Origin of the sequence: Limimaricola sp. AA108-03 (assembly GCF_050847355.1) — a bacterium.
GTDB lineage: Bacteria > Pseudomonadota > Alphaproteobacteria > Rhodobacterales > Rhodobacteraceae > Limimaricola.
Genome location: NZ_CP193755.1, coordinates 2,114,902 through 2,130,233 on the forward strand (window position 1 = coordinate 2,114,902; position 15,332 = coordinate 2,130,233).

Here is a 15,332-nt window from a genome sequence, read left to right on the forward strand (position 1 = left end):
CTCGACCAACCGGAGGACACCCATGGACATCGCCGCCCTGCGCGACAAGCATCCCGAGCATTGGAGGAAGGCCGCGGCCATCCGCACCCTGACCCTCGACGCCGTGGCTGCGGCCAATTCGGGCCATTCCGGCATGCCGATGGGCATGGCCGACGTCGCGACGGTGCTGTTCGAGAAGCACCTGAAGTTCGACCCCAAGGCGCCGAAATGGGCCGATCGCGACCGCTTCATCCTGTCGGTGGGCCACGGCTCGATGCTGCTCTACTCGGTGCTGCACCTGACCGGCTACGAGGAAGTGCCGCTCGAGGAGATCAAGAATTTCCGCCAGTGGGGCTCGAAGACCGCCGGTCACCCCGAGAGCGAGTATCTCGACGCGGTCGAGACCACCACCGGCCCGCTCGGCCAGGGCATCGCCAACTCGGTGGGCTTCGCCATCGCCGAGGAGATGCTGCGCGCCAAGTACGGCCCGAAGATCGTCGATCACTACACCTGGGTGATGGCCGGCGACGGCTGCCTGATGGAGGGCGTGAGCCAGGAGGCGATCGCGCTCGCGGGCATGCAGAAACTGTCGAAGCTCGTCGTGTTCTTTGACGACAACGGCATCACCATCGACGGCAAGGTGTCGCTCGCCGACGTGACCGACCAAGCCAAGCGCTTCGAGGCCTCGGGCTGGCACGTGCAGTCGATCGACGGGCACGACCCGGAGGCGATCGACGCCGCGATCGAGGCCGCCAAGGCCGACCCGCGCCCCTCGATGATCGCCTGCAAGACGCATATCGCGCTGGGCTCCTCGGCGCAGGACACCGCCAAGGGCCATGGCGCGCTGACCGACGAGAAGCTGATCGCCGACACCAAGGCCGCCTATGGCTGGGAGCACGGGCCCTTCGAGATCCCCGCCGACGTCAAGGCGCAATGGGAAGCGATGGGTGCGCGCGGCGCCAAGGCACATGAGGAATGGCGCGAGCGCTTTGACGCGCTGTCCGAGCGCAAGCGCATCGAGTTCGAGCGCGCCTTCGCCGCCGAGGCCCCCAAGGCGCTCGCCGCCAAGATCCGCGCCTTCAAGAAGGACGCGCTGGAGAACGCCAAGCCGGTCGCCTCGCGCAAGTCGTCGGAGATGGTGCTCAACGTCGTCAACGGCGTGATGACCGAGACCGTGGGCGGCTCGGCCGACCTGACCGGCTCGAACAACACCCGTTCGGGCGATATGGAAGTGTTCTCGCCGGAGAACCGCTCGGGCCGCTACATCCATTACGGCATCCGCGAGCACGGCATGGCGGCGGCGATGAACGGCATCGCGCTGCATGGCGGCCTGCGCCCCTATGGCGGCACCTTCATGGCCTTCACCGACTACGCGCGCGGCGCGATGCGTCTCTCGGCGCTGATGCACCAGCCGGTGGTCTACGTGATGACCCATGACAGCATCGGTCTGGGCGAGGACGGCCCGACCCACCAGCCGGTCGAGCACCTGTCGATGCTGCGCGCGACGCCCAACACCTACGTGTTCCGCCCCGCCGACACGATCGAGACCGCCGAGGCCTGGGAGATCGCGCTGTCGACCTCCGACCGCCCCTCGGTGCTGGCGCTGAGCCGCCAGAACCTCGCCCCGGTGCGCAACGAGCACAAGACCAAGAACCTGACCGAGCAAGGCGCCTACGTGCTGCGCGAGGCGAGCGAAAAGCGCCGCGCGATCATCATGGCCTCGGGCTCCGAGGTCGAGATCGCGGTCGCGGCGCGCGACATCCTCGAGGCCGAGGGCATCGGCACCCGCGTGGTCTCCGTGCCCTGCATGGAGTTGTTCGCGGCGCAGGACGAGGCCTACCGCAAGCGCGTGCTGCCCGCGGGCCCGGTGCGCGTCGCCATCGAGGCGGGCGTGCGCCAAAGCTGGGACCGCTGGCTTCTGGGCGAGCGCGGCCGCGAGGCCAAGGCGGGCTTCGTCGGCATGGAGGGCTTCGGCGCCTCCGCCCCGGCCGAGACGCTCTACGAGAAGTTCGGCATCACGGCGCAGGCCGTGGCCGAGAAGGTCAAGGCGCTGCTCTGACGCCGACACGGTACGGCGCGAAACATGGGGGCGGCCTTCGGGCCGCCCTTCGTCTTTGGGACGCGGCGTTCAGTCGAGCCGCACCGCGATCCGCCCGGCGCCGGCCACCGCCAGCGCCAGACAGCCGCCCGCGATGGCCCAGTTCTTGACGAAGATCGTCATCTGCCACGGATCGTCGGGCAGGAAGTGGAACGCCGAGGTCAGGCCGCAATAGAGCCCGAGCGACAGCGCCACCGGCCGTACCGCCACGCCGAAGACCAGCGCCAGCCCGGCGGCGGCGTTGTAGGCCAGCGCCGGCCAGACCAGCAGCCCCGGCAAATGCCAGCCCGCCAGCAGCCCGATCACCTCGCCGGGGTCGAAGGCCTTCTGCGCCGCGCCGCCGAGAAACAGCACCGCCAGCAGCAGGCGGCCGATCAGCAACAGCCCGTCGTCCAGCCGCAATGACGGCGACGCGGTCCGCTGCGCCTCCCCTGCCTCGCGGTCTAGACTTGCGCGCATGAGCACCTCCTTCGCCCTCTCCCTGTTCGGCCTGATCCTAGCGGCGCTGGCGGCGGATCACTACTGGCTCGACGGGCGCGTGGCGCTGGTGCTGGCGCGCGCGGGGCTCGATCTGGTCCACTGGCTCGCCCTCTGGCGCTAACGGCAGCGCTCACGGGGGCGCTGCGGGGCGATCTTCGGTTGACGCCGCGCCACAAATGCCGATCTTGGCGCCGAACCCAAGCCCGGCAATTCCCGAGGAGACCCCCATGGCTGTCAAGGTAGCAATCAACGGCTTCGGCCGCATCGGGCGCAACGTCCTGCGCGGCATCATCGAATCCGGCCGCACCGACATCGAGGTCGTGGCCATCAACGATCTCGGCCCGGTCGAGACCAACGCCCACCTGCTGCGCTACGACAGCGTGCATGGCCGCTTTCCGCATGAGGTGAAGACCACCGAGGACACGATCGATGTCGGCCGCGGCCCGATCCGCGTCACCGCAATCCGCGACCCCAAGGAACTGCCCTGGTCCGACGTCGACGTCGCGCTGGAATGCACCGGCATCTTCGTGAGCCATGAGAAGGCCGCGATGCATCTCGAGAACGGCTCCAAGCGCGTGCTGGTTTCCGCACCCTGCTCGGGCGCCGAGAAGACCATCGTCTACGGCGTCAACCACGAGACGCTGACCGCCGAGGACAAGGTCGTGTCGAACGCGTCCTGCACCACCAACTGCCTGTCGCCGGTCGCCAAGGTGCTCAACGACGCCATCGGCATCGACAAGGGCTTCATGACGACGATCCACAGCTACACCGGCGACCAGCCGACGCTGGACACGATGCACAAGGATCTCTACCGCGCCCGCGCCGCGGCGCTGTCGATGATCCCGACCTCGACCGGCGCGGCCAAGGCCGTGGGTCTGGTGCTGCCCGAGCTCAACGGCAAGCTCGACGGCGTCGCGATCCGCGTGCCGACGCCGAACGTCTCGGTCGTCGACCTGACCTTCAACGCCGCGCGCGAGACCAGCGTCGAGGAGATCAACCAGCTGATCCGCGACGCCGCGAACGGCCCGCTCAAGGGCATTCTCGGCTACACCGACGAACAGCTGGTCAGCTCGGATTTCAATCACGACCCGCATTCCTCGGTGTTCCACACCGACCAGACCAAGGTCATGGACGGCACCATGTGCCGCATTCTGACTTGGTACGACAACGAGTGGGGCTTCTCCAACCGCATGGCCGATACCGCCGTCGCGATGGGCAAGCTGGGCTGATCGCCCGAACTCCCTGACAAAGCGAAAGGCCGCCCCTCGGGGCGGCCTTTTTCGATCCCGCATCGCGGTCACCCGGTCGGTTCGCGGGTTGCGCTCACTGGCAGAGCCGGAAATCGCCGCGGCGCGCCTTCACGTCGAGATGCAGATGGTCGGCATGGGCGGCATCCGAGCCCGGCCCCAGCACGGTCGTGAATTCGAGGCAGGCGGTGGCGCGCACCGCGTCCTGGAACGCCTCGGCCATCGAGCCCTCGCGCTCGCGCGGCTGCACCTTGACCTCCGGCCCCTCGGCGAAGCCGAAGGACATGATGTCGACCGCGTTGCCAAAGGCGTGCTCGGACAGCGTGTCGGCATCGGAGCTGCGGCTGCGGCAGTTGTAGACCGTGCCCTGCCGGATCTCGGTCAAGGCGCCGCGCCCGAGCCGCTCGGCGGCGGGCTTGGCGAAACCCTCCACCCAGCGCGCCAGCGCCAGCGCGGTCTCGCAACGCATCGGCGCGGGCGGCGCGAGCGCCACGCCCGGCACGATTTCCGACAGCATCACCGGATGCACGATGCCGCAATCGGCGATGTCCGTATCATCGACCGGTGGCTGCGTGTCGAACACCGCGCCCAGCGCCTCCAGCTCGGCACGGCAGGTCTCGCGGGCCGCCGCCGATGCGGCGAGCCGGTCCGGCATCGCCGGGACGCTCTCGCGCGCCGTCCCGCCGGCATCGGGCGTGTCATCGGTGACCTCGCCCGCTTCGGCTTCGGCCTCGGCTTCGGCTTCGGCTTCGGCTTCGGCTTCGGCTTCGGCTTCGGCTTCGGCTTCGGCTTCGGCTTCGGCTTCGGCTTCGGCTTCGGCTTCGGTACTGTCGTCTGTTCCGGCGTCAAGCTCGGACCCGGTCCCGGAATCGACCTCGGAAGCCTCGTCACCCAGCGTGCCGGCGTCCTCCTCCGATGTTCCTTCGGCCTCGTCCCGAAGCTCCGGATCGGGCGGTTCGGGACGTGCCTCCGGCATCGGCACCGCCTGCGGCGCCATCTCGGAGCCCTCTGCCTCCTCATCCGGCACTGACGGCGCCTGCGCGTCCTCCGTCAGATCGGCGGGTCGCACGGGCGGCAGGGGGGCGGTTTCGGGCGGCGCCTCCTGCGCCGCGAGCGGCGCGGCCAGCAGGCCCAGCAGCGCCCCTGCCGCCAGCCGGATCATTCGATGAACTCCACGACCACGCCCTCGGACACCAGCAACGCTAGCTCCTCGGCGTCCCAATTGGTCATCCGCACGCAGCCATGGCTGGCCGCCTGGAACAACGAGTCCGGCTCCGAGGTGCCGTGCAGCCCGTAGGTCGGCTTCGACAGGTCGATCCAGACCGACCCCACCGGCCCGTTCGGGCCGGGCGGCAGGATCAGCACCTCGTCATTGTCGCCCTGCTGGAAATTGACGTCCGGGTTGTAGGTGTAGGTCGGGTCCATCGCCACGGCGACCACCTCGACCGTGCCCGAGGGCGACGGGGTCTGGGCCGAGCCGACCGTGACGGGGTAGTTCAGGATCATCCGGCCGCTCTCGTCGAAGCCCGCGAGCCGGCTCGTGCCCTTGCGCACCTCGATGCGGGCCACCTTGGTCTCGAGCGCCGGACCGGGATCGACCACGGTGATGGTCTCGCCCTGCCGCCAGCCGGTGCCGGGGTTCAGGTTTTCGAGGAAGCCCTGATCCATGTGAAACCGTTCGGCCAGCTTCTCCGCGACGCTGGTGTAGCCGAGCTGGTCGAGCTCGGCGAGCTTGGCGTAATCCTCGGGCAGCGGATCGCTGAGTCCGGTCACGTCCTCCTCGGTGATGGTGTAGCTTTGCAGCATCGGCGCGGGCTGGGTCGCGGTGAGCGCGTCCCAGACCTGGCTGTCGAGTTGGCCGTCCGCCGTGAAGCCCTCGCGCGTCTCGAAGGCGGCGATGGCGCTCTCGCTCATCCCGCCCTTCCAGCCGTCGATGATGCCCGGCGAAATCCCGGCGCGGTCGAGCAGGATCTGCGTCTTGACGGTGATCGCCGACTGCCCGTCCGGCAGCGGTCCGCCCTGATAGCTGGCGGCCTCGATCTCCTCGGGGGTGGGCGGCACCTTTGGCGTCTGCGCCTGCATCGGCTCCGTGGAGGAGGCGTCGCTCGGAGCGGTGGCGGAGCCGCTGGCACCCGAGGCACCCGAACTCGCCGATGCACCGGAGTTGTCCGGGGTCGCCTGCTGCGCCTCGACCGGCTGCGCGCCGCCCTGCTGCAGCATGCGCAGCGTCTCGGGCTGCGCGGCGGTGCCGCCGGGGGCGGTCACGGTAGCGGGCGGGGCCTCCGCCCCTGTCCCGCCTTGCGTATCCTGTTGCGCCGGGGGTTGCTGCTGGGGCTGGCTTTCGGAGGGCGTGGGCTGTGCCGCCTGACCTTGCGTGTCCTGTCCGGCCGTTCCTTCGAGAACCTTGCGGGTCTCGGCGGCGATGTCCGCCCCGCTTGGAGTCCCCTGCTGCGCGACGGCACCGCTGGCCGCGAGAGCAAGGATGGACAGGGAAAGGCGGATCGGGGTTGGGGTCATCTGGCGCTCCTCCGGACAGCTGTCCGGCACAACGCCGCGCGGCGGCCCCGAGGTCCCTCGATCAGAGGTCGAGCCGCACCTTCAGCGCGGCCTCGACCCCCGGCGGCACGAAGGACGAGACATCGCCGCCGAGCCGAGCGATTTCCTTGACCAGCTTGGAGGCGATGGCCTGGTGCCGGGCCTCGGCCATGAGGAAGACGGTCTCGACCGACTTGTCGAGCATCCGGTTCATCCCGACCATCTGGTACTCGTATTCGAAATCCGCCACCGCCCGCAGGCCGCGGATGATCATCTGCGCGCCGACATCGTTCGCGGCGTCGATCAGCAGGTTCTCGAAGGGGTGCACCACGATTTCCGAGCCGCAGGCAGCGGCGATCGGTGCGGTCTCGGCTTCGATCATCGCGACCCGCTCGTCGAGCGAGAACAGGGGTCCCTTGTCGCGATTGATCGCCACGCCGATCACCAGCCTGTCGACCAGCGTGCAGGCCCGGCGGATGATGTCCGTATGGCCCAGCGTGACCGGATCGAAGGTTCCGGGATAAAGACCGATGCGCATGACGCCTCCCCGCCGCATGTTGCGCGTGCACACGACACCAAGGCGGGCCGGGATGCAAGGCCCCGACCCGCGCGTGGAGCCGCGCCCGGCGTCGTCAGTGGCCCATGATCATCCCTTCGAGCGCATCCTTCTCCATCGCCAGCTCGGACAGCCGCGCCTTGACCACGTCGCCGATCGAGATCAGCCCGACCATCTCCTCGCCTTCGACCACCGGGATGTGGCGAAACCGCCCCTCGGTCATCCGCGCCAGCACCGCATCGGCCACCTCGTCGCGGTGGCAGGTGACCGGATCGCGGGTCATCATCTCCTCGACCTTTTCGGACAGGCAGTCCGGGCCGCGCTGGCCGATCTCGCGCACGATGTCGCGTTCCGAAATGATGCCCAGCGCCCGCTTGCCGTCCTGAGAGACCACGAGGGCACCGATGCGCTTCTCCGAGAGCTGCCGCGCGGCCTCGGCCACCGTGATGTCGGGCGCGACGGTGGCGACGGTGTCGCTGGCCTTGGATTTCAGGATCTGTTGCACGAGCATGGCGCACTCCTCTTCAAGCGCCCCCTGAGCTGGGGGCCATGGATCAACCGTCGCGCCCGGCGCTCGTTCCTGTCAAGCATTCCGCCTCGAGCCGCGCCACCTCCGCTCGAAGTGCCGCCGCGAGGAGCGTCGCGAAACGGGTGAGCCGCGCCGAGCGGCGGTCGGCGGCATGGCGCACCAGCCAGAAGGCACGGGTCAGCCGCAGCTCGTCGGTCAGCACCCGGCGCAGCTCCGGCGCGAAGGGCAGCGCGAAATCATGGACGATGCCGATCCCGGCATGGCGCAGCATCTGCAGCTGCACCGAGACCGAGTTGGAGGCGAGCGGCACGCCCTGCGCGCCAAGGCTGCCGAGATAGTCGAGCTCCCGATCGAAGATCATGTCGGGGATGTAGCCGACCAGCGGCCGCGCCCCCAGATCGGACAGCCGCGCCGGCACCGGGGCGTCGGCCCGCTGCGCGAGGCTGAGCCGGTAGTCGGTGATCTTCTGCACGGTGAGGCGCCCCGCCTCCGGCGGGCTCACCGTGACCGCCATGTCGGCCTCGCGCTTGGACAGGTTCACGACCCGCGGCAGGGCGAGGATCTGCAGCTCCAGATCCGGGTTCTCGGCCTGGATCGCGGCGCAGACCTGCGGCAGCACGAAATTGGCGCAACCATCCGGCGCGCCGATGCGGATCTGCCCGGAAAGGCCACGTTCCGGGGTCCCGGCCTCGGCGGCCCGGGCCAGCGCCGCCTCGGCGCGCGCGGCGTGTTCGGCCAACCGCTCGCCACGGGGCGTCAACGCGTAGCCCTGCGGGCTCTTGACGAAGAGCGCCGCGCCCAGCCGCTCCTCGAGCCGCGCCACCCGCCGTCCCAGCGTCGCCGGGTCCATCCGCAGCCCCGGCGCCGCGCCCGAGAGGCTCTCGGCGCGCGCCACCGCGAGAAAGACACGGATATCGTCCCAATTCTCCATATCATCCTGCAAAAACGCAAAACCGTTTTGGCACCCTGCCGCTTCTACCGGCATTTCTGCAAGGCTATAGTGATGCCAACTCAGATCGTTCTTCGGGAGGACCGGACATGCAGGAACTGACCCATTACATCGGCGGCGAACACGTCAAGGGCGGCTCGGGCCGCTTCGCGGACGTCTTCAACCCCGCCACCGGCGAGGTGCAGGCCCAGGCCCCCCTCGCCTCTCGCGACGAGCTCGACCGCGCGGTCGAGACCGCCCAGAAGGCGCAGCCGGCCTGGGCCGCCACCAACCCGCAGCGCCGGGCGCGGGTGATGATGGAGTACGTGCGCCTGCTGAACCGCGACATGGACAAGCTGGCCGAGGCGCTGTCGCGCGAGCACGGCAAGACCATCCCCGACGCCAAGGGCGACGTGCAGCGCGGCCTCGAGGTGGTCGAGTTCTGCATCGGCGCGCCGCACCTGCTCAAGGGCGAGTACACCGACGGCGCGGGCCCGGGCATCGACATGTACTCGATGCGCCAGCCGCTCGGCGTTTCGGCGGGCATCACCCCGTTCAACTTCCCGGCCATGATCCCGATGTGGATGTTCGCGCCCGCCATCGCCTGCGGCAACGCCTTCATCCTCAAGCCGTCCGAGCGCGCACCCTCGGTGCCCCTGATGCTGGCCGAGCTGATGGAAGAGGCCGGTCTGCCCAAGGGCATCCTGCAGGTGGTCAACGGCGACAAGGAGGCGGTGGACGCGATCCTCGAGCATGAGGGCATCGCCTCGGTGGGCTTCGTCGGCTCCACCCCGATCGCCGAGTACATCTACGGCAAGGGCTGTTCGCACGGCAAGCGCGTGCAGTGCTTCGGCGGCGCCAAGAACCACATGATCATCATGCCCGACGCGGACATGGACAAGGCCGCCGATGCGCTGGTCGGCGCGGGCTACGGCGCCGCGGGCGAGCGCTGCATGGCGATCTCGGTCGCGGTGCCGGTGGGCGATGAGACCGCCGACCGGCTGATCTCGGCGCTCAAGCCGCGGGTCGAGAGCCTGAAGGTCGGGCCCTACACCTCGGGCGACGATGTCGATTTTGGCCCCGTGGTCACCGCAGCTGCCAAGGAGAACATCCTCAAGCTGGTGCAGTCCGGTGTCGATGCGGGCGCCGAGCTGGTGGTCGACGGGCGCGATTTCCGGCTGCAGGGCTATGAGAACGGCTTCTTCGTCGGCGCGCATCTGTTCGACCGCGTGACGCCGGACATGGACATCTATCGCAAGGAGATCTTCGGCCCGGTCCTCTCGACCGTGCGCGCGGGCTCCTACGAGGAGGCGCTGAAGCTCGCCATGGATCACGAGATGGGCAACGGCACCGCGATCTTCACCCGCGATGGCGACGCCGCGCGCGACTTCGCGAACCGGGTCAATGTCGGCATGGTCGGGATCAACGTGCCGATCCCGGTGCCGCTGGCCTATCACAGCTTCGGCGGCTGGAAGAAATCGGCCTTCGGCGACCTGAACCAGCACGGCACCGACAGCTTCAAGTTCTATACCAAGACCAAGACGGTCACCGCGCGCTGGCCGAGCGGAATCAAGGATGGCGGCGAGTTCAACTTCAAGCCGATGGACTGAAGCTCACGTCAACGCGACTGGACAGGGGGCAGCGTCCGCGAGACGCTGTCTCCATCGCGCATTTCGCGCGCGGAGGATCCTGTCATGCCGACGCGTCGTCAGATACTTAGCCGCGCCATCACCGCTGTCATAGCCCTGCCCATCGCGGCATTGGCCGCGCGTGCGGGCGGTCTCGCGCCCGCGGTTCCGCCCCCCGCCCCGACCCGCCCCGCTCCGGCAACGCCGGCCATGGGGCAGGTCCACCAGGTGTCGATACAGGGCTTCGCCTTCGTGCCGGCGGCCATCGCCGTCGCGCCGGGCGACACGGTGGTCTTCACAAATCGCGACATCGCACCCCATACCGTGACCTCTGAAAGCGGTGTCTTCGACAGCGGCCGGCTGGGCTCCGGGCAATCGGTTCGGATGAGCTTTTCGGCTCGCGGCGAGTATCCCTATCTCTGCGCGATCCATCCGAGGATGCGCGGCACGCTCCGCGTCGGCTGAGCCGGGCCGGACCCGTTTCGCTGCAAGAGGCGTTGGCCCCGGCAACATTACCGGAGGGCCGCCCCATGTCTGATCCCGCCTTCAGCCTCGGCATCGAGGAGGAGTATCTCGTCGTCGACGCCAAAACGATGGACCTCGCCGCCGTACCGAGCGAGATGCTCGACTCCGCGAAAAAGCGGCTCGGCGACCATGTCAGCCCCGAATTCCGCGACTGCCAGATCGAGATCGGCACCTCGGTCGCCGCGAACATCTCTGAGGCGCGCGCCGATCTCGCGCATCTGCGCGGCGGCCTGGCCGAGGTGGCGCAGGATCACGGCCTCGCCCTTGTCGCAGTCTCCTGCCACCCTTGGGGCGATCCCGAAAGCCGTGGCACCGGTCAGGGCGCGCGTTACGACAAGATCGCCGAGGATATCGGCGGCATCGCGCGGCGGCTGATGACCTGCGGCATGCATGTCCATGTGGGCTTGGGCGAGGATCACGAGCTGCGCGCCGACCTGATGGGACAGGCTAGCTACTTCCTGCCTTTCGTGCTCGCGCTTTCGGCCTCTTCGCCCTATTGGCGCGGCGAGGACACGCAGCTGTCGTCGTGGCGGCTCAACGTCTTCGACCAGTGCCCGCGCTCGGGCCTGCCGCCGCGGATCGAGAGCTGGGCCGAGTATCGCAAGATGGTCGATGCGCTGGTTCAGGCCGGGATCATCGAGGATGCCAGCAAGATCTGGTGGGACCTGCGCCCCTCCGAGGCCTGGCCGACGCTGGAGACCCGCATCGCCGACGTGATGCCGCGCATGGAGGAGGCGCTGTCCGTGGCCGCCTTCGTGCAATGCGTGATGCGGATGCTGTGGCGGCTCAAGACCGAGAACAAGCGCTGGCGCGTCTATGACCGCTTCCTGATCGAGGAGAACCGCTGGCGCGCGCAGCGCTACGGAACGGAAGGCACCCTGCTCGACCTCGGGCGCAACGCGCTCAGGCCGATGGAGGAGCTCCTGGGCGAGCTGGAGGAGATGATGGAGGGCGACGCCCGGGCGCTGGGCTGCCTCGACGAGCTGCGTGGCACCCGGAGGATCGCGCATCGCGGTTCCTCGGCGACGCGACAGCGCCGCGCCTACGACACGGCACGGGGCAACGGGGCCGAGCCGCGCGAGGCGCTGCGCGAGATGCTGCGCGGCGTGTCACAGGAGTTCATGGAAGGCGTGGAGCGCGGAGTTTCGCCGAGTTGATCACGCGGCGGGGAACGGAACGAAGATTGCGCCGTTGTCAAGCCAAATCCGATTCAGGAGAAGATCCCATGAAGACGCTCATCGGCCTCGGCACCGCGCTCACCATCGCCACCGCTCCCATGGCCCTCAACGCAGAGCCCAAGCTCAAGATCAACGGGGGCGGCGCAGTGATGCAGATGCTCAACGCCGTCGTCTCCGGGAACACCAAGCAGGCCATCAAGGCCGAGAAGAAGCTGCGCAAGGCCGCGCGCAAGGCGGGCGTGCCGGTGGCCGTGGGCACCGTGGCGGCCGCCTCGGGCGGCGCCGCGATGGCGCAAGCCGCCCCGGCCCCTGCCCCGCGCTTCGCCCCCGAAAGCGTGAGCCAGCGGCCGCGCCTTCGCCCCGAGGCGGCGAGCTTCGCCGCGATGGACACCCCGGCCGAAGCGCCCCCGGTGACCACCTTGCAAAACGGTCGGCGTATCGAGACCTCGGCGCTCGGGACCTCTTCGACCCCGGGCGATACCCGGGTGACCAGCACCACAACCGCCGCGGCCGGGCCCACGGTGATCAACATCGAGGGGGATCGCGTCTCGACCTCGGGCGGCGCCTATTCCGAAGCGACGGGCGTCCCGACCCTGACCGCCGCTGCGGAAACCGCTACCGTAGAGCCCGCGGCACAGACGGTGTCGCTTGAGACCGACAGCTCGATCTTCGGCGGGCCGACCGGCTACTGATACCGATCCGACAAAGCGAAAGGGCCGCCCCTCGGGGCGGCCCTTCTGCGTTCATCCTCAGCCGTTCATTCGGCGGCGATCTTGCGCGGCTTCAGCATCGGCTTGAGATAGCGGCCGGTGTGGCTCGCCTCGACCTCGCCCACCTGTTCGGGGGTACCGGTGGCGACCACGGTGCCGCCGCCATCGCCGCCCTCGGGCCCGATGTCGATGATCCAGTCGGCGGTCTTCACCACGTCGAGATTGTGCTCGATCACCACGACCGTATTGCCCGCCTCGACCAGCTCGTGCAGCACTTCGAGAAGCTTGCGCACATCCTCGAAATGCAGGCCGGTGGTCGGCTCGTCGAGGATGTAGAGCGTGCGACCCGTGGAGCGGCGCGCCAGCTCCTTCGACAGTTTCACCCGCTGCGCCTCGCCGCCTGAAAGCGTCGTCGCCTGCTGGCCGACCTTGATGTAGCCGAGGCCGACGCGGCACAGCGCGTCCATCTTCTCGCGGATCGAGGGCACGGCCGAGAAGAACTCCTGCGCGTCCTCGACAGTCATGTCGAGCACGTCGGCGATCGACTTGCCCTTGAACTTCACCTCCAGCGTCTCGCGATTGTAGCGCGCGCCCTTGCAGGTCTCGCAGGTGACGTAGACATCGGGCAGGAAGTGCATCTCGATCTTGATGACGCCGTCGCCCTGGCAGGCCTCGCAGCGCCCGCCCTTGACGTTGAAGGAGAAGCGGCCCGGCTTGTAGCCGCGCGCCTTGGCCTCGGGCAGCCCCGCGAACCAGTCGCGGATCGGGGTGAAGGCGCCGGTATAGGTCGCGGGGTTCGACCGCGGGGTGCGGCCGATCGGGCGCTGATCGATATCGATCACCTTGTCGAGATGCTCGAAGCCCTTGATGGTCTCGCAGGGTGCCGGCGCCTGCCGGGCGCCGTTGAGCTTCATCGCCGCGTTCTTGTAGAGCGTCTCGATGGTCAGCGTCGACTTGCCGCCGCCCGAGACGCCGGTGACGGCGACGAACTTGCCCAGCGGGTAATCGACCGTCACCTCCTTGAGGTTGTTGCCGGTGGCCTTCACCACGGTGAGCTTCTTGCCATTGCCCTCGCGCCGCTTGGCGGGCACCGCGATCTCGCGGCTGCCGACGAGATACTGGCCGGTCACCGAATCCGAGTTGGCCATGATCTCCTGCGGCGTGCCATGCGCGACGATGGCGCCGCCATGCACGCCCGCGCCCGGCCCCATGTCGAAGACGTAATCCGCCTCGCGGATCGCCTCTTCGTCATGCTCGACCACGATCACCGTGTTGCCCTGGTCGCGGAGGTTCTTGAGCGTGGTGAGCAGCCGGTCGTTGTCGCGCTGGTGCAGGCCGATCGACGGCTCGTCGAGCACGTAGAGCACGCCGGTGAGGCCCGAGCCGATCTGCGAGGCCAGCCGGATGCGCTGGCTCTCGCCGCCCGACAGGGTGCCGGCGTTGCGCGACAGCGTCAGGTAGTCGAGGCCGACATTGTTGAGGAAGCCGAGCCGCTCGCGGATCTCCTTGAGGATGGCGCGGGCGATCTCGTTCTTCTGGTTGGTGAGGCTGGCGGGCACGGTCTCGCACCAGTCGAAGGCCTCGCGGATCGACATCTGCACGACCTGGCCGACATGCAACCCGGCGATCTTCACCGCCAGCGCCTCTTCGCGCAGCCGGTAGCCGTGGCAGGTGCCGCAGGCACGGTTGTTCTGGTACTGCTCCATCTCCTCGCGGACCCAGGAGCTGTCGGTCTCGCGGTAGCGGCGCTCGAGATTCGGGATCACGCCCTCGAAGGGCCGTGACACCTTGTAGACCCGGCCGCCATCATCGTAGCGGAACGCGATCTCCTCCTTGCCGGAGCCACGCAGGAACACCTCCTGCACCTTCTCGGGCAGGTCCTTCCAGCGGGCGGTCTTCGACACGCCGTAATGCTTGGAGATCGCCTCGATGGTCTGCAGGAAATACGGCGTCTTGCCCTTGCGCCACGGCGCGATGGCACCGTCCGCGACCTTGAGCGTGACATCGGGCACGACGAGGCGCTCGTCGAAGAACAGCTCGACGCCCAGACCGTCGCAGGAGGGGCAGGCGCCGAAGGGCGCGTTGAACGAGAACAGCCGCGGCTCGATCTCGGGGATGGTGAATCCCGAGACCGGGCAGGCGAACTTCTCGGAGAAGGTGATCCGCTCGGGCTCGCCGTCGCCCTCCTTGGGCGCGGTTTCGAGTATCGCGATGCCGTCGGCGAGGTCGAGCGCGGTGCGGAACGAATCCGCGAGCCGCGTCTCCAGCCCCTCGCGCACCACGATCCGGTCGACTACCACGTCGATGTCGTGGCGGAACTTCTTGTCGAGCGTCGGCGGGCTCTCCAACTCGTGAAATTCGCCATTCACCTTGATCCGCTGGAAGCCCTGCTTGCGCAGTTCGATGAACTCCTTGCGGTATTCGCCCTTGCGGTCGCGCACGATGGGCGCGAGCAGGTAGCCGCGCGTGCCCTCCTCCATCGCCATGACCCGGTCGACCATGTCCTGCACCTGCTGCGCCTCGATCGGCTGGCCGGTGGCGGGGGAATAGGGCGTGCCGACCCGCGCGAAGAGCAGGCGCATGTAGTCGTAGATCTCGGTGACGGTGCCGACCGTGGAGCGCGGGTTCTTCGAGGTGGTCTTCTGCTCGATCGAGATCGCGGGCGAGAGGCCCGAGATGTGATCGACATCGGGCTTTTCCATCATGTCGAGAAACTGCCGAGCATAGGCCGAGAGGCTCTCGACATAGCGGCGCTGACCCTCGGCATAGATCGTGTCGAAGGCCAGCGAGGATTTGCCCGAGCCCGACAGGCCGGTGATCACGACAAGCTCGTCGCGCGGGATATCCACGTCGATGTTCTTGAGATTGTGCTCGCGCGCGCCGCGCACCTCGATCTGCTTCAGTTCCGGCATGCAGGTCCCCACCAGTGTCCAGCCCGG

General features: G+C 68.5%; 14 protein-coding genes. 7 read left to right on the plus strand and 7 right to left on the minus strand.

Annotation, left to right across the window (positions count from 1 at the left end):
• The first annotated feature begins 22 nt into the window (after positions 1 to 22).
• On the plus strand, positions 23 to 2,038 hold the full coding sequence (tkt, locus tag ACRAQ3_RS10335) for a transketolase (protein ID WP_432254564.1): 2,016 nt from the start codon (positions 23 to 25) through the stop codon (positions 2,036 to 2,038).
• A 69-nt stretch (positions 2,039 to 2,107) separates the two neighbouring features.
• On the opposite strand, the gene ACRAQ3_RS10340 is transcribed toward tkt, so the two are convergent.
• A complete protein-coding gene (locus tag ACRAQ3_RS10340; RefSeq protein ID WP_432254565.1) occupies positions 2,108 to 2,536 on the minus strand; it encodes a DoxX family protein in 429 nt (142 codons plus the stop codon).
• On the opposite strand from ACRAQ3_RS10340, the gene ACRAQ3_RS10345 reads away from it, so the two are divergent.
• Positions 2,535 to 2,678, plus strand: a complete 144-nt coding sequence (locus tag ACRAQ3_RS10345) for a hypothetical protein (RefSeq protein WP_269395957.1) — start codon at positions 2,535 to 2,537, stop codon at positions 2,676 to 2,678. The two genes, ACRAQ3_RS10340 and ACRAQ3_RS10345, sit on opposite strands and share 2 nt — an antisense overlap.
• Positions 2,679 to 2,784: 106 nt before the next feature.
• Positions 2,785 to 3,786, plus strand: coding sequence for a type I glyceraldehyde-3-phosphate dehydrogenase (gap, locus tag ACRAQ3_RS10350; RefSeq protein ID WP_085895740.1), 1,002 nt, complete (start codon positions 2,785 to 2,787; stop codon positions 3,784 to 3,786).
• A 94-nt stretch (positions 3,787 to 3,880) separates the two neighbouring features.
• Here gap and ACRAQ3_RS10355 read toward each other — a convergent pair whose 3' ends face one another.
• The 5 genes from ACRAQ3_RS10355 to ACRAQ3_RS10375 all read right to left on the minus strand — a co-directional run bounded on the left by ACRAQ3_RS10355 (position 3,881) and on the right by ACRAQ3_RS10375 (position 8,355).
• On the minus strand, positions 3,881 to 4,966 hold the full coding sequence (locus ACRAQ3_RS10355) for an extensin family protein (RefSeq protein WP_432254566.1): 1,086 nt from the start codon (positions 4,964 to 4,966) through the stop codon (positions 3,881 to 3,883).
• A complete protein-coding gene (locus ACRAQ3_RS10360; protein ID WP_432254567.1) occupies positions 4,963 to 6,321 on the minus strand; it encodes a L,D-transpeptidase family protein in 1,359 nt (452 codons plus the stop codon). Before ACRAQ3_RS10360 ends, ACRAQ3_RS10355 begins: the two co-directional genes overlap by 4 nt.
• A 61-nt stretch (positions 6,322 to 6,382) precedes the next feature.
• A complete protein-coding gene (gene coaD / locus ACRAQ3_RS10365) occupies positions 6,383 to 6,877 on the minus strand; it encodes a pantetheine-phosphate adenylyltransferase (protein ID WP_085895737.1) in 495 nt (164 codons plus the stop codon).
• A 94-nt stretch (positions 6,878 to 6,971) separates the two neighbouring features.
• Positions 6,972 to 7,406 carry a CBS domain-containing protein gene (locus tag ACRAQ3_RS10370; protein ID WP_269395960.1) on the minus strand — a complete coding sequence of 145 codons (435 nt, stop codon included), beginning with the start codon at positions 7,404 to 7,406 and terminating at the stop codon, positions 6,972 to 6,974.
• A 43-nt stretch (positions 7,407 to 7,449) separates the two neighbouring features.
• Complete coding sequence (locus tag ACRAQ3_RS10375) at positions 7,450 to 8,355, minus strand: LysR family transcriptional regulator (protein ID WP_432254568.1); 906 nt, start codon at positions 8,353 to 8,355, stop codon at positions 7,450 to 7,452.
• Between the two features lie 107 nt (positions 8,356 to 8,462).
• Between ACRAQ3_RS10375 and ACRAQ3_RS10380 the strand changes: the two genes are divergently transcribed.
• From ACRAQ3_RS10380 to ACRAQ3_RS10395, 4 genes are all read left to right on the plus strand, one after another.
• The gene (locus ACRAQ3_RS10380; protein ID WP_432254569.1) at positions 8,463 to 9,962 is read left to right on the plus strand and encodes a CoA-acylating methylmalonate-semialdehyde dehydrogenase; all 1,500 of its coding nucleotides are present in this window, start codon (positions 8,463 to 8,465) and stop codon (positions 9,960 to 9,962) included.
• Positions 9,963 to 10,046: 84 nt separating this feature from the next.
• Positions 10,047 to 10,445 (plus strand): cupredoxin domain-containing protein, encoded by a 399-nt coding sequence (locus tag ACRAQ3_RS10385; protein WP_269395963.1) that lies wholly within the window; start codon positions 10,047 to 10,049, stop codon positions 10,443 to 10,445.
• Positions 10,446 to 10,510: 65 nt separating this feature from the next.
• Positions 10,511 to 11,662: a carboxylate-amine ligase gene (locus ACRAQ3_RS10390; RefSeq protein WP_269395964.1), complete on the plus strand. Its 1,152-nt coding sequence runs from the start codon at positions 10,511 to 10,513 to the stop codon at positions 11,660 to 11,662.
• 68 nt (positions 11,663 to 11,730) lie between these two features.
• Positions 11,731 to 12,375 carry a hypothetical protein gene (locus ACRAQ3_RS10395; RefSeq protein WP_432254570.1) on the plus strand — a complete coding sequence of 215 codons (645 nt, stop codon included), beginning with the start codon at positions 11,731 to 11,733 and terminating at the stop codon, positions 12,373 to 12,375.
• A gap of 65 nt (positions 12,376 to 12,440) precedes the next feature.
• On the opposite strand, the gene uvrA is transcribed toward ACRAQ3_RS10395, so the two are convergent.
• A complete protein-coding gene (gene uvrA / locus ACRAQ3_RS10400) occupies positions 12,441 to 15,305 on the minus strand; it encodes an excinuclease ABC subunit UvrA (protein WP_432254571.1) in 2,865 nt (954 codons plus the stop codon).
• Positions 15,306 to 15,332 lie beyond the last annotated feature (27 nt).